Origin of the sequence: Pseudomonas cannabina (genome assembly GCF_900100365.1) — a bacterium.
GTDB lineage: Bacteria > Pseudomonadota > Gammaproteobacteria > Pseudomonadales > Pseudomonadaceae > Aquipseudomonas > Aquipseudomonas cannabina.
Genome location: NZ_FNKU01000001.1, coordinates 4,777,501 through 4,791,867 on the forward strand (window position 1 = coordinate 4,777,501; position 14,367 = coordinate 4,791,867).

A 14,367-nucleotide genomic window follows, 5' to 3' on the forward strand; every position below is an offset into this window, starting at 1 on the left:
TTGAAAAGTTAGCGGATGACCTGTGGATCGGAGTGAAAGGCTAATCAAGCTCGGAGATAGCTGGTTCTCCTCGAAAGCTATTTAGGTAGCGCCTCATGTATCACTGTAGGGGGTAGAGCACTGTTTCGGCTAGGGGGTCATCCCGACTTACCAAACCGATGCAAACTCCGAATACCTACAAGTGCCGAGCATGGGAGACACACGGCGGGTGCTAACGTCCGTCGTGAAAAGGGAAACAACCCAGACCGTCAGCTAAGGTCCCAAAGTCATGGTTAAGTGGGAAACGATGTGGGAAGGCTTAGACAGCTAGGAGGTTGGCTTAGAAGCAGCCACCCTTTAAAGAAAGCGTAATAGCTCACTAGTCGAGTCGGCCTGCGCGGAAGATGTAACGGGGCTCAAACCATGCACCGAAGCTACGGGTATCACCTTTGGTGATGCGGTAGAGGAGCGTTCTGTAAGCCTGTGAAGGTGAGTTGAGAAGCTTGCTGGAGGTATCAGAAGTGCGAATGCTGACATGAGTAACGACAATGGGTGTGAAAAACACCCACGCCGAAAGACCAAGGTTTCCTGCGCAACGTTAATCGACGCAGGGTTAGTCGGTCCCTAAGGCGAGGCTGAAAAGCGTAGTCGATGGAAAACAGGTTAATATTCCTGTACTTCTGGTTATTGCGATGGAGGGACGGAGAAGGCTAGGCCAGCCTGGCGTTGGTAGTCCAGGTTTAAGGTGGTAGGCTGAGATCTTAGGTAAATCCGGGATCTCAAGGCCGAGAGCTGATGACGAGTGTTCTTTTAGAACACGAAGTGGTTGATGCCATGCTTCCAAGAAAAGCTTCTAAGCTTCAGGTAACCAGGAACCGTACCCCAAACCGACACAGGTGGTTGGGTAGAGAATACCAAGGCGCTTGAGAGAACTCGGGTGAAGGAACTAGGCAAAATGGCACCGTAACTTCGGGAGAAGGTGCGCCGGTGAGGGTGAAGCATTTACTGCGTAAGCTCATGCCGGTCGAAGATACCAGGCCGCTGCGACTGTTTATTAAAAACACAGCACTCTGCAAACACGAAAGTGGACGTATAGGGTGTGACGCCTGCCCGGTGCCGGAAGGTTAATTGATGGGGTTAGCGCAAGCGAAGCTCTTGATCGAAGCCCCGGTAAACGGCGGCCGTAACTATAACGGTCCTAAGGTAGCGAAATTCCTTGTCGGGTAAGTTCCGACCTGCACGAATGGCGTAACGATGGCGGCGCTGTCTCCACCCGAGACTCAGTGAAATTGAAATCGCTGTGAAGATGCAGTGTATCCGCGGCTAGACGGAAAGACCCCGTGAACCTTTACTATAGCTTTGCACTGGACTTTGAATTTGCTTGTGTAGGATAGGTGGGAGGCTTTGAAGCGTGGACGCCAGTCTGCGTGGAGCCAACCTTGAAATACCACCCTGGCAACTTTGAGGTTCTAACTCAGGTCCGTTATCCGGATCGAGGACAGTGTATGGTGGGTAGTTTGACTGGGGCGGTCTCCTCCTAAAGAGTAACGGAGGAGTACGAAGGTGCGCTCAGACCGGTCGGAAATCGGTCGTAGAGTATAAAGGCAAAAGCGCGCTTGACTGCGAGACAGACACGTCGAGCAGGTACGAAAGTAGGTCTTAGTGATCCGGTGGTTCTGTATGGAAGGGCCATCGCTCAACGGATAAAAGGTACTCCGGGGATAACAGGCTGATACCGCCCAAGAGTTCATATCGACGGCGGTGTTTGGCACCTCGATGTCGGCTCATCACATCCTGGGGCTGAAGCCGGTCCCAAGGGTATGGCTGTTCGCCATTTAAAGTGGTACGCGAGCTGGGTTTAGAACGTCGTGAGACAGTTCGGTCCCTATCTGCCGTGGACGTTTGAGATTTGAGAGGGGCTGCTCCTAGTACGAGAGGACCGGAGTGGACGAACCTCTGGTGTTCCGGTTGTCACGCCAGTGGCATTGCCGGGTAGCTATGTTCGGAAAAGATAACCGCTGAAAGCATCTAAGCGGGAAACTTGCCTCAAGATGAGATCTCACTGGAACCTTGAGTTCCCTGAAGGGCCGTCGAAGACTACGACGTTGATAGGTTGGGTGTGTAAGCGCTGTGAGGCGTTGAGCTAACCAATACTAATTGCCCGTGAGGCTTGACCATATAACACCCAAGCAATTTGCGACTCCCCTAAGGAGCATCAGATTGCGGTGACTGTGGAGATGACACGAACCGAAGGTTTGCGTCACGAACGACACCAATGCTTGCTATCACATACCCGATTTGCTGAAGCGCGCCGCAAGGCGCGACTCGGTACCCGAATTTCTTGACGACCATAGAACATTGGAACCACCTGATCCCATCCCGAACTCAGTAGTGAAACGATGTATCGCCGATGGTAGTGTGGGGTTTCCCCATGTGAGAGTAGGTCATCGTCAAGATTAAATTCCAAAAACCCTCATCGCTTACGCGTTGAGGGTTTTTGTTTAAGTAGAAGTCACCAAAATTCGCTGACACGTTACCTTGTAACGGATCGGCAACAGAATTTCTTGACGACCATAGAGCATTGGAACCACCTGATCCCATCCCGAACTCAGTAGTGAAACGATGTATCGCCGATGGTAGTGTGGGGTTTCCCCATGTGAGAGTAGGTCATCGTCAAGATCAAATTCCGAAACCCCTCATCGCTAACGCGATGAGGGGTTTTGTCGTTATGGCTTTCAACATGGTCACCGAGCAGTGCTGTCAGACCATGACATCAGGCAAACAGACTGTGCACATTGCTCATGGCACCGTCAGCAAAGCCCTGAAGAAACGCTTCGAATGCAGCTCCCTCAGGCCCGCCCGCAACGGAGTCCGCTACGATCGTCCAGCTGGCAATGCAAGCTTGTTCGCTGATCGCTTCAACAGTCATCGCCGCCCATAAATTGCTGACAGGCAAACTTGTGTGGATCAGCGACCAGGTCATGTACAACGCCTGATCATCACGCGAGTTCAACTGCTCGATGGCCACGTTGCCGTCCTTGAACAGCTTCTTGCGAACCGAGCCTGCACCTGTGCCGGTAACCTCAGTGCTTTCCAGTGCCGTAATGAAAGCCTGAAAGCCGCCAAAGTTACCTACGACAGCCCAAACACTGTCGGCATCACCGGGGATTTCCACCGCTGAAACCACTCGGCATTGCTCAGGGTTTTTAATCAGGGTGTCTGGCTTCAAATTGCTGTGAAGTGTGTTCATGTGTTTCTCCATTTACGTCAGTAGAGGTGTCGACTCAGATGAAGTCGATGTCCTTCAGGTAATCGCAGCCCTTGCGCAGCAGCGCCGGGGTTTTCTGCGGGTACTGCGCGCCCATGTGGCGGATGCCGGCCAGGGTGTTCTGGTACTCGATCATCGAGATATCGCTGATGTCCTCTTCGAATCCATCGAGGTAAAAGCCCAATACGCCGAACAGTGCGTTTTGGCTGTCGACCCGACTGAGCTGCGTCTGCCATTGCGCCACGCTGACCAGTTCGAATTGGCGCCCGGCCTCGCGGAAGGCCTCCACGTAGCTGTTCCAGCTCAATGGCTCCGGGTTATGCAGATTGAACACCGCACGCTCGGGCTGATAACGGCTGGTATGAAAGCCGATGAAGCGCGCCAGAAAGTCCACCGGCATAAGGTCGAAGGTGATGTCGAACTTCGGGACCTGACCTAACTGCAAGGACCCCTTCAGCATCAGCATCAGACGGTTTTTTTGCGGCTGGCAGACGCCGCTGACACTGTTGAAGGCAATGTTCCCAGGACGATAGATATTTACCCACGCGCCCTGATCCCTCGCACGCTGCAGGACGCGCTCAGCAACCCATTTGGACAGGTTGTAACCATTCTTGATGTAGATCGGCGGGGTCTCGGCAGCCGGCTGCTCAAGCACATGCCCGGTCGCATCGATAGCGCTGGAGGCAGAGAGCGTCGAGACGAAGTTGAAGACCTTCTTGCTGCGCCCTTCACACAGTTTCAGGCACTCGAACACCGGTACGACGTTATCCCGGGCGAGGGTTTCGTAGTCCTGAACGTGGTTCACATTGGCCGCGTTGTGCACCAGTGCACCGAACTCCCGATCAAGCTTTTCATAAACGGCATCGCTCAGCCCCAGCCTGGGCTTTGTGACATCGGCCGAATAGACCTTCACCCTACTCAGGTCCAGATGATCCAGCCGGTTCTCCCGCAGTGCATGCTCGAAGCGCTGCTGTGCGCTTTGCCCCGATCCTTCACGAACCAGACAGGCGATCTCGGTTGCGCCCCAATTCAGTAGCGCTTCCACGATGTGCACACCGAGAAAACCGTTGGCACCGGTGACAATGACCTTGTGAACATCTCCCAGCTTGCCGATAGGCAACGTCGCAAGCTGGAACTGCGCACTGGCATCCCGCAGCGCCTGTGGACTGATGGTGTGGGCTGATGTGCCGTCGCTATCGATCAGGCTGGCCAATGTCAGAACAGTAGGGGCTTCGATGAAGCGGTTGATCGGAATGCTGCGCCCGAACCGTTCCCGAATGCCCAGTAGCAAGCGCGACAGCAGAATCGAATGGCCGCCCAGATTGAAAAAGCTTTCGTCGGTCGAGATATCTCCCGGCGGCAGTTCCAACAACCCTGCCCATAACTCCACCAGTGCCTGTTCCTGTCCGGTCGCAGGTAAACGGCGGTCGTGTTGTTCGGTAAAGCTCAGTGGTATGTCCAGCAGCGCCTTGCGGTCGATCTTGCCGTTACTGGCAAATGGCATGCCGGGCAGCAGCGTACAAACGGCAGGGTGCATGTAGTCCGGCAGCATACGCTGCACGTGAGCCCTCAGCGCCTGTTCGTCATGAGAGCCATGCGGGTGCGCGAGAAACGCAAGAATCCGCCGCTGGCTGTCCACCACCACGGCCACCTGTCGATACAACTGACTGGCACGCAGGCAATGTTCGATCTCTTCAGGCTCGACCCTGAAACCGCGAATCTTCACCTGATTGTCGCGACGACCGATCAACTCGACACCGTCAGCCGTCCACTTCGCGATATCCCCGGTGCGATAGGCGCGCAGAGACTGCCCGTCCGGCGTGGGCAGCCGTACATAGCGCTCGGCTGTCAGCTCGGGATTGTTGATATAGCCCAGGCAAACGCCGGGACCGACGATGTACAGCTCCCCCGGCGTCTGTTCGGCGACCGGTTGCAATTGCTCATCCAGAATCCAGACCTGGCTGTTGGCAATCGGATGCCCGAGTGTGCGGTTGCTGCCGGATGACGAAAACTCGCAGGCGGTGACCAGCACCGTCGCTTCGGTGGGTCCATAGAGGTTGTGGAAATGACACTGCCCGGCCAGTTGCGCGATGACGTGCGGTTCACAGACGTCGCCGCCGGTCATCACGTGTTCCAGCCCCAGCGGCTGATCCAGCGGCAGAATGCTCAATAGCGCGGGCGGCAAAAACGCGTGGGTGATGCCTTGTTGCAGCACACCCAGCAGTTGCAACGGATCACGTCGCTGATCGTCATCGGGCACCACCAGTTCAGCACCACTGAGCCAGGTCGGGAAGATATCAATGATCGAAGAGTCGAAACTCAGCGTTGAAAACTGCAGCACCCGGCTGCGTTCGTTCAGGCTGACGTACTCGGCGTACCAGGCGGTGAAGTGGCTGAGGTTGCGCTGGCTGAGCGACACGCCTTTCGGCTGCCCGGTCGTGCCCGATGTGTACAGCGCCATGCACGGCGCATCCTGGTCGGGCCGAACCGGCATCAGGTCCGCAGACATTTCCAGCACGGTCATCGCACTGATGTTCAATGCCGGAAATTCGGCAGCCGCCAACGGGTGTGTTCCGTCGTGCAGCAACAGCATTGCCCCGGCGTTTTCCAGGATGTACTGCTGACGCTGCAATGGCTGACCGGGATCGAGCGGCAGATACACCGCGCCGCAGCGCAGAATCGCCAGAATGCCTGCATACAGCTCAACCGACCTGGTCAGACAAATCCCGATCACTGGCGGGGTGTCAGCCGCCCGGTGCTCGATCAGCAACGGCAGCACATGGAGTTGGATGGCGATGCTGTGCGCATGCAGTTCGCGATAACTGAACGAATGTCCGTGGACGGACAGCGCCGGGCGTTCGGCGAAGGTCAGCAGCGCCTGCTCCAGTCGTGTACTGATTGGCGTTTCGGCGATGTTCAGCAGGTGTGGTTGTGCGGTATGGTTCAAGCGATGTTCGAACAGCAACCGATCCACCGCCTGCAAACCGTCCTGCCGGTCACTCTGCGCAGGCTCGGTAGTGGTCAGACTCTCGAAATAGCGGTCATCCCTGGAAAAGCGGCTGACGTGCAACGCCGCAAGCTCCACCAGTCTGGCGACCGCCTCGTCACGCAGCATGCGCCCGTTGCCTGACTCATCTGCGGTCAGCCACTCCCGGGTGATTAGCCGTTGAGTGCTGACAGACCCATGCCAGCACAGTAATTCCAGCCGGGACAGCCCCGACGCCTGCGCAGGGCTGAAACCGACACGCAGACCAAGCTGCACACAGTGCCCGGATATTTCTGGCAGGGCTTCATTCAGGTCCAGGCTGCCATCTTCGATCAGCAGCGCGCCTGCAATGCCCGACCACGCTTGCAGAGCGTGCTGGTCAGGCAAGTGATGCACCGCATGTCCGTGTGCCTGCAACTCGGCACTCAGTTCACTCAGGGTCGGGCTGTGACCCATGAGCACAATCTCCAGGCGCTTCATTGCAGCGATCCCTGAGCCGGTAGATAGGCTGCCAGCTCACGCTGCACACAGGGATCGTCCAGCATTGAACTGCTCTTGAAGAAACGCACGATATTGCCGATCAGCGGGTGATGGCGGTTGACGGGGAAGCTCATGGCCAGGGTTTCGGCTTTGAGCGCCTGCTTGACCGGATCGGGCACCTGCAAGTGCTCGATCAGCGTGAAGTCGAAGCTGCTCTGGATATCGTTGGTCAGGTATTGAGCGATGAACACCGGCATGATGCGCGCGATACAGTCACGGTCCGGGCCGGGTGCCGTGTGCCAGTAGATTCTGACCAGCCGGGCCCAGAATCCGGAATGCCGGCCTTCGTCCAGCAAGTGATCGGCCATCAGCCCCTTCACCGACTGCTTGACCGAGTCATCCCTGGCGAACGCTGCAACATCGCTGGTTACCGTATTCTCCGCGATGGCGACGCAGATCAGTTCCACGGCACTGCGCAGATGGGCGGGCGCCAGTGCGAGCGCTGCGGGTATCGCCCTGCTCAGTTCGATTTCGTCGGGTAACATGATCGCCTCGATGCCGGTAAGGGCTATGGTTTGCTGCATGAAGTCCATCGCCACCAGCGCGTGGTAATCCTCGTCGACCACCACGGTCATCGCGTCATAACGGCAGGCGAACGGAAAGCGAATCGCGAAGTTGTCCTTGGCGATACTGCGTGCGGTCTTGTCGACTATTTCGGTTTCAAAAATCACCACGTCATTGATGAACTTGTAGAGGCTCTGCACCAGCGCGTAATCACGCAGATGCGCGCATTCGCGGGTGAACGTGTCGCTGAGCACCAGCGGCTGGCGGCTGAGGGGATAGATCAGTTTTTCATCGTTCTCGACGATCCTGCGCGGACGAGTGCGAATGGTCGCGCGGCCCTCCCACGCATCGATGAACGACCGGTAGTCTTCTGCTTTCATGATGGCTTCCTTGTAAGAGCTTCTGGATTGGCGACCGGCCTTACGCACTGGCCTGCATCAGCGGTGCTCGCAGGCTCATGCGCAGCGTGTCCCACAGTTGGAGCCGGCTTTCCACTGCTGCGATGGCCGCCTGATAAACCTCCTTTTCGCGCTGCGCATCGTCCGCCACCAGTCGCGCCAGCAATTGCTCTGCGGCCGGGCCGTGGTCTTCGGCGTCCACCTCGATGTGGCGCTCCAGGTAATAGCGAAAGGTTGGCGCCTGATCGGCGGTGATGCCCCAGTCATCGAGAATGCTCTGGAACATCAGCGGGATAACGCTCTCGCGGCCATGCAGGAATGCAGCAGCGACGCCGTGCGCAGGTGCATGACGCGCGGTGTCGAGTGTGTGGGTGACGAACGCGGCAGCGGCCTGGTCGGCATTGACCCGCTGCAACGCGGTTGCGTAATGCACGCCCTGTTTTTGCAGTTCGATGAAGCGCTCTATCTGCAGCGTGCTGGCGCCGATTTCACGCATGGCGTCCAGGTACAGTTCGAAATGGCTGTAATGACCGTGGCCCAATTGATCGTCGGATTCCTCACCCAGCACGATTTCATTGATCAGCCGGGCGGCTGAGGCATCGCTCGGCGGCAGCCAGGGCAATTGGGTACACGTCAGTTCCTGCTGCAGGCGCTTGGTCAGGGACATGAAATCCCAGACAGCGAATACATGCGTTTCCATAAAGCGCCGGAGGACCGGTAACGAGTTGATCTCCGCAAAAATCGGATGACGACTCAGTTCAACTTTCTTGTGGCTCAACAGTGTTTTTTCACACAGCATGGCAATACCCGCTCAGTCAGAGTTGCGATTAAGTGTTGTAGTAATCTTCGTTTTAAACAAACGCAGTTAGTGCAAATTCAACATCACGCTTTACCCGAAACTCAGGCGAGCGTCAGCCTGCCGTAAAAGACTTTTTTATCGAAAAGCCTGCAGGGTTTCTGCTGCCTGAGGTGCTTGTCAGTAAGCCCTATTCAAGGCTTTAGGCCTTGCAGGGAGAGCGATGAAGCGCTGATGGCACATGAGCTGCGTAGAAAACTTAGAGCATATCCAATCACCTGTGCAATCACTTTTTAATAATATTTAGTGGAGGGTTTTTTCGGAATATAAGTGTGCGTATAAAACTGAGCTAACATGTTTTATAAATGCGCAGGCAACCCTTCCGGCTTATTAGGCTGGAATTATAAATAATGAACGAATGCCTCGTTCAGCGTTGCCGTGATATCGAATAGTTTGGGTTTTTGAATTTTTGACGGGCGACGTTGGACATGACGTCCACTGTCTCTCTGCCCTGTTCAGCAACTCCTTATCCATTGAGTTCAGATGAACAGAGAACTGTCCCGGTCCTGCGTGGACAGTTCGGCCGTGGCCAAGATAGATCCTCCGGCTGGATTCTCTTGAGCCACGGCGGAGTTTGCCTCATTCCGGCAGCGGGGCACCCGGCGGATCAGGAAAATAGACGTAATGACACTGCGCCATGGTCTGGCCTGGCGGAGTAAGGCGAAGGGGAGGTGTGCAGCAGAGCGATCGACTGATCCACAGAGTCGACGCCCTGTGAATCAGCCGCGTCGTTGATTCAGACGGGTTCTTTCTTGCGCGGGCGTTTCTGTCGCGTGTCGTTGGCTTTTTTGTTGCTCAGGTAGTGCGTGACTGCCTGAACGCCGCGGTTAAGGTGCAGCTTGAGGGCTTCGACACACGGCTCGACGGCCTTCTGCTCGGCCAGCCGCAGCAGCTCCCAGTGGTCATCCTGAGAAAGCTTGCCCAGGCCCATGTCGGACAGGTTGAACCGTAAAAAGCGTTCTTCTTCGTTCAAGCCTTCTTCAACCAGACGCATCAGCCGTTTGTTGCGTGCCTTGGCGTACAGCGACAGGTGGAACATCCGGTTGAGCCGGCCGATCTGCGTAAAATCGGTTTCGACTTCAAGCTGCTTGATACAGCTGGCAGCCGTCGCCAGATCCTGCTCGTCCAGCAGAGGAATCGACATGCGCAATGCTTCGGATTCCAGCAGAATCCGCAGCGCGTAGGCATCCACAGCGTCTTCGGTAATGAGTGGCGCCACGACCGCGCCCTTGTGCGTCTCGACGCGCAGCAGAGACTGCGCTTCAAGCTGGCGCAGGGCCTCACGCACCGGCATGCGGCTGACGCCGAACAGCGTTGCCAGTTCCTGCTGGCGCAAGGCGGTACCGCTTGGCAGGCTGCCATCGATAATGGCGTTGCGCAGTTTTTCTTCAATCACAGCCCGGGCAAGATGCGCCGGAGGCTGTTCAGTGCCCAGTACCGAGCCCAGAAAGGCTTCTCTATCTGATTTACGCATCGGCCTACTTCTTCATCAACCTGGCTGGATGGGATCCGATTAATCGCTGGATTTCCGACAGACTAGTCAAGACTCTCCGGATAGTCGCGAAAACCAAGGCATTATTGTGCTCAGCCGTATGAAAACGGTTTGCCTGCCCTCTGGCAAGCTCATCAGCATGTGCGCGTATCTTACCGCCCATCTCGCCGATGTACCGAATATGCATTCGGCACCGACGGATTTTAACCGTGTGCTGGTGTGACGGCGCGCCCTGAAACAGGCATTCCAGAGCGCATGGCCTCACCTTTGCGGCATAAGGCCGCAGGCCGTGCCACCTCAGCGAAGCAGACGGCCCGAGACGAAATGCTGAACATCATTGAAGCCAGGCGTCGATGCATGCCCGGGCGTTACCAGTGAGTCGATGAACGCCTCGTCCTCAGCCGTCACATTGACCTGGAGTGCCTTGGTGTAGCTGTCCCACTGCTGCTCGGTTCTCGGCCCGACGATGGCTGACGTTACCGCCTTGTTGTTGAGAACCCAGGCAATTGCGAACTCGACGATGCCGACCCCTTTGTCCTGCACGTACGCCTGAATTCGCTGGGCGATACGCAACGATTCCATGCGCCATTCGGTTTCCAGCAGTCGCTTGTCCTGACGTCCGGCGCGGCTCTCGCTGTCTGGGGCGATATCCGGAGCATATTTGCCGCTGAGCACGCCGCGTGCGAGCGGGCTGTAAGGCACGACACCGAGGCCATAATGCGCGGCCGCCGTGATCTGCTCGACTTCAGCCTGGCGGTTGACGATGTTGTACAGCGGCTGGCTGATAACCGGTTTGTCGACGCCCAGGCGCTGCGCGACGTTGACGATTTCAGCGATCCGCCAGCCGCGAAAGTTGGACACGCCCCAGTAGCGGATCTTGCCCTGACGGATCAGATCGCCAATCGCCGAGACGGTCACCTCCAGCGGCGTATCGTGATCTTCCTTGTGCAGGTAATAAATATCCAGATAATCGGTATCCAGCCGCCGCAGGCTGTTCTCGATGGCATTGAAGATGTGCTTGCGGTTCAGACCTGCCCGGTTGGGCAAACCCTCTGCCGGGCCGATGGCGACTTTGGTGGCCAGCACCCAGTCACTGCGCTGTGCCGCGATGGCCCGGCCGACGATTTCTTCCGAGCGCCCGCCGTTGTAGACATCCGCCGTGTCGATGAAATTGATGCCCTGATCTCTGGCCTTGTCGATGATGCGCACTGATTCATCTTCAGCGGTCTGCTCGCCGAACATCATCGAGCCGAGGGTCAGAGTGGAAACCTTGAGGCCGGACTGGCCGAGGGTTCGATAATTCATGCTCAACATCTCCTTGTCATTCAATCGGGTTCAGGCAGCCCCCACGCCTTGAGCGGGAAGTCGGCCAGCGAGGCGAGCAGCAGGTCGGCATGTTTGTATTGCTCGACCGGCATGTGCGAATCCGGCACAGCCACGGCGTACATCCCGGCAGCCTTGGCGGCGGTCACGCCAAACGGCGAATCTTCGAAGACCAGGCAGTCCGCTGGCGAGACACCAAGGCGGCGGGCGGCGACCAGGAAAATGTCCGGAGCCGGCTTGGCAGCGCCGACTTCCGGGTCGTCGGCCGTCACGACGGTATCGAACAGCTCGAACCATGCCCGGTGCAGCGTCGTCTTGGCCTCGAAGTAATGCACCGAAGAACTGGTGCCCACCGCGATCGGGATATTGTGGGCGGCCAGATGGCGGACCAGCGCTTCGGCTCCGGGCATTGCCGGCGCTTTAGGGAAACGCTCGTCGAGCATCGGCTCACGAATTTCGAGAAACTCGTCGATCGACATCGGCAGTTCAAGCGCCTTGATCACGTAATCCGAGAAGTCCCGGGCGCCGCGGCCAATGGTGTGCTGCTTGATCGACCAGTCGAAGGTGCGCCCGTGACGGCTGGCAATCAGATGCGTGACTTCCGTGTAGACACCCTCGGTGTCCAGCAACAGACCGTCCATATCGAAAATGACGGCCTTGATAGGGCCTCGTTCGTTGTGCTGTTCGCTCATGTGATCCCGTCCGGTTTTCGAATTCGGTTTCAGCCTAACGTTTCCATGAATACCGTGGCTACCCTATGTTTCAGAAACCTGTGCGGAGAAATGTGGCGTACAACAAAAGGCCTCAGGCCACGCCCTTTCGCTTGCCATAATGCCGACGTGCTCACCGAAATGGCCGTGAATGCTGGGCTGTCGGGCTCCCACGGTGATAATCTCTTGCGGTTTTCAATCAGTGCTGCCGGTCCCGGTACGACTTCCTCCTCATCAGAACGGATATCTTCGAGTCATTATGAATAAAGCAGCAGGTATAGCGGTTGGCGTTATCGTCGTGGCGGGCGTATTGGTCACGGCGGGTGCCTGGTACACCGGCACTAAACTGGAGGGCGCGCTGAACGATTCGATCAGCAACGCGAATCAGGAACTCGCCAAATCGTTCAAGGGCGGTGAAACCAGCGTGACGCTGAAACTGGTCTCGCTGGACAAGCATTTTTTCAGCAGCACCGCGCATTACAGCGTCGACATCCAGAACCTCGCGGACAGCACGCAGAACAGCCAGTTTCTGCTGGTCGATCAGATCGAACACGGTCCGATCCCGTTGTCCCGCCTGAAAACCCTGAACCTGTTGCCGGTCATGGCCCTGAGCAATTTCCAGCTGGAAAAGAGCCCGAGTTCCGAAAAGTGGTTTGCCATGAGCAAAGACGTCACGCCACTCAAAGGGCAGGCCAGCATCGGTTACAACCGCGCCACCAAAGGCTGGCTGCAGATGGCACCGCTGGAAATGACCGACGTGGACGGCACGTTCAAGTTCTCTGGTCTTGATCTGAAAACCGACCTGTCAGCCGACGCCGAGAAATACAGCGCTGTCGGTAACATGGATAACCTGCAGCTCAACGTCGCTTCGCCGGACGGTCCGGTCAACGTCGAAATCAAAGGCATGACCTTTGACACCGGCGGCACCAAGGGCAAGTCCGGTTTCTATCTGGGGCATACCAACCTCAAAGCCCAAGGCTTCAACTTTCAGGTGGTTGGCAAGCCACAGGTGCAGATCAAGGATCTGGCCGCCGTCAACCTGACTCAGGAAGACGCGGGCAATCTGGCTGCTCAGGTCAGCTACGATGCCGGAATAATTGCCTACGGCGGCAAGGACGTCGGTGCCGCCCACATGGGCTTCAAATTCGCCAACGTCGACGCTGCGGCCAGCCAGGCGCTGGGCCAGTTCTATCAAGACAAGATCCTGCCACAGCAGCAAGCGGCAGCGGCGCAGAAGCAGCCTTTCCGACTGGAACTGAGCCCGGCCGATCAGGAACTGATGAACACCCAGTTGAAAAAGCTCTTCGCGGCCAAACCGCATGTCGAGCTGGAAAAACTGTCGCTCAAAACCAGCAACGGTGAGAGCCATGTGCGCATTGCCGTAGACCTGGCTGATCCAGGCCCGCTCGATCAACCCGCCAATGCCTTGGTGCTGAAAGCGCTGGGCGAGATCAACGCCAAGGTTGTTCTCTCCAAACCGATGATCCGCGATCTCGCCACTCAGCAGGCCATCCGTGAAGGTCAGACCGACCTCAAGGTGATTGCAGAGCAGGCCAAGGCTGCCAGCGACATGGCCAGCGTCATGGCCGAGATGATGCAGCTGGCCAAAGTGGATGGCGACAACATCGTTTCCGATCTGCACTACGCCAATGACATGGTCGATTTCAACGGCCAGAAGATGACTGTTCAACAGTTCATGAGCAACATTCTGGGCCGAATCGGCGCGCTGGGTCAGCAGTAAGCTGCCGGGCGTGTGATCGGGACGCCTGCAAGGGTGTCCCGAGCCCGGCGCAGGTTACTTCGTCAGCCCTACCAGCGTATCCGCCAGCTGCCGGGTACGTTGCGAGGTGCCTGCTGTCATGCCACTAGATCCTTCCAGCTCGGACAGCAAGCCGGTGAGCGTTCCGACTTCCAGGGACTGCTCCTCGATGTACTGCGCCACCTTGCGAATCTCTTCGGCAAGACGCTCGATATCGGTACCGATGTCGTTCGCGTTCTGCGAGGTTTTCTGCGCCAGCTGGCGCACTTCATCGGCTACCACGGCAAAGCCCCGACCCATTTCACCGGCCCGTGCAGCCTCGATGGCGGCGTTCAGCGCGAGCAGATTGGTTTGCCCGGCAATCTGCTGGATCGTTTGCACCACCGATTGAATGCGCAGGCTGGACTTGGCCAGCTCCCGCGAGCCGAGTACCACCTCGTCCGCCTGGCTGACCAGGCTTTTGACGGTGTTGCCTGCCTTGTCGATGACCGTTTCCTGCTGCGTGATGGTCTGCGATAACTCATCCATCGACACATGCAATTCGCCGGAGTA

Annotated in this window: 8 protein-coding genes, 3 rRNA genes and 1 pseudogene (1 of these 12 only partly in view); 4 read left to right on the forward strand and 8 right to left on the reverse strand. The window is 57.1% G+C overall.

Annotated features, from left to right (window positions below; genetic code table 11):
* From BLT55_RS22655 to rrf (BLT55_RS22665), 3 genes are all read left to right on the forward strand, one after another.
* A 23S ribosomal RNA gene (locus tag BLT55_RS22655) occupies positions 1–2,157 on the forward strand; it begins 736 nt to the left of the window's first position.
* 162 nt (positions 2,158–2,319) lie between these two features.
* Positions 2,320–2,435: ribosomal RNA gene (gene rrf, locus BLT55_RS22660) — 5S ribosomal RNA — on the forward strand.
* Positions 2,436–2,542: 107 nt separating this feature from the next.
* A 5S ribosomal RNA gene (rrf, locus tag BLT55_RS22665) occupies positions 2,543–2,658 on the forward strand.
* Between the two features lie 94 nt (positions 2,659–2,752).
* On the opposite strand, the gene BLT55_RS22670 is transcribed toward rrf (BLT55_RS22665), so the two are convergent.
* The 7 genes from BLT55_RS22670 to BLT55_RS22705 form a co-directional block, all read right to left on the reverse strand.
* On the reverse strand, positions 2,753–3,229 hold the full coding sequence (locus tag BLT55_RS22670; RefSeq protein ID WP_055002020.1) for an SRPBCC family protein: 477 nt from the start codon (positions 3,227–3,229) through the stop codon (positions 2,753–2,755).
* Between the two features lie 34 nt (positions 3,230–3,263).
* Positions 3,264–6,713, reverse strand: coding sequence for a non-ribosomal peptide synthetase (locus BLT55_RS22675; RefSeq protein WP_055002021.1), 3,450 nt, complete (start codon positions 6,711–6,713; stop codon positions 3,264–3,266).
* Entirely contained in the window at positions 6,710–7,657 is a 948-nt protein-coding gene (locus tag BLT55_RS22680; protein WP_055002022.1) for a diiron oxygenase, read from the reverse strand. Before BLT55_RS22680 ends, BLT55_RS22675 begins: the two co-directional genes overlap by 4 nt.
* Positions 7,658–7,697: 40 nt before the next feature.
* Positions 7,698–8,474 carry a DUF3050 domain-containing protein gene (locus BLT55_RS22685; protein WP_055002023.1) on the reverse strand — a complete coding sequence of 259 codons (777 nt, stop codon included), beginning with the start codon at positions 8,472–8,474 and terminating at the stop codon, positions 7,698–7,700.
* 793 nt (positions 8,475–9,267) lie between these two features.
* On the reverse strand, positions 9,268–10,005 hold the full coding sequence (locus BLT55_RS22690; RefSeq protein ID WP_055002024.1) for a GntR family transcriptional regulator: 738 nt from the start codon (positions 10,003–10,005) through the stop codon (positions 9,268–9,270).
* A gap of 315 nt (positions 10,006–10,320) precedes the next feature.
* Positions 10,321–11,328: an aldo/keto reductase gene (locus BLT55_RS22700; RefSeq protein ID WP_055002025.1), complete on the reverse strand. Its 1,008-nt coding sequence runs from the start codon at positions 11,326–11,328 to the stop codon at positions 10,321–10,323.
* 20 nt (positions 11,329–11,348) lie between these two features.
* On the reverse strand, positions 11,349–12,038 hold the full coding sequence (locus tag BLT55_RS22705; protein ID WP_055002026.1) for an HAD-IA family hydrolase: 690 nt from the start codon (positions 12,036–12,038) through the stop codon (positions 11,349–11,351).
* Between the two features lie 277 nt (positions 12,039–12,315).
* On the opposite strand from BLT55_RS22705, the gene BLT55_RS22710 reads away from it, so the two are divergent.
* Positions 12,316–13,797, forward strand: coding sequence for a YdgA family protein (locus BLT55_RS22710; RefSeq protein ID WP_055002027.1), 1,482 nt, complete (start codon positions 12,316–12,318; stop codon positions 13,795–13,797).
* A gap of 54 nt (positions 13,798–13,851) precedes the next feature.
* On the opposite strand, the pseudogene BLT55_RS34900 reads toward BLT55_RS22710, so the two are convergent.
* A pseudogene (locus BLT55_RS34900) lies at positions 13,852–14,208 on the reverse strand (methyl-accepting chemotaxis protein); the annotation flags it as partial.
* Between the last annotated feature and the right edge of the window lie 159 nt (positions 14,209–14,367).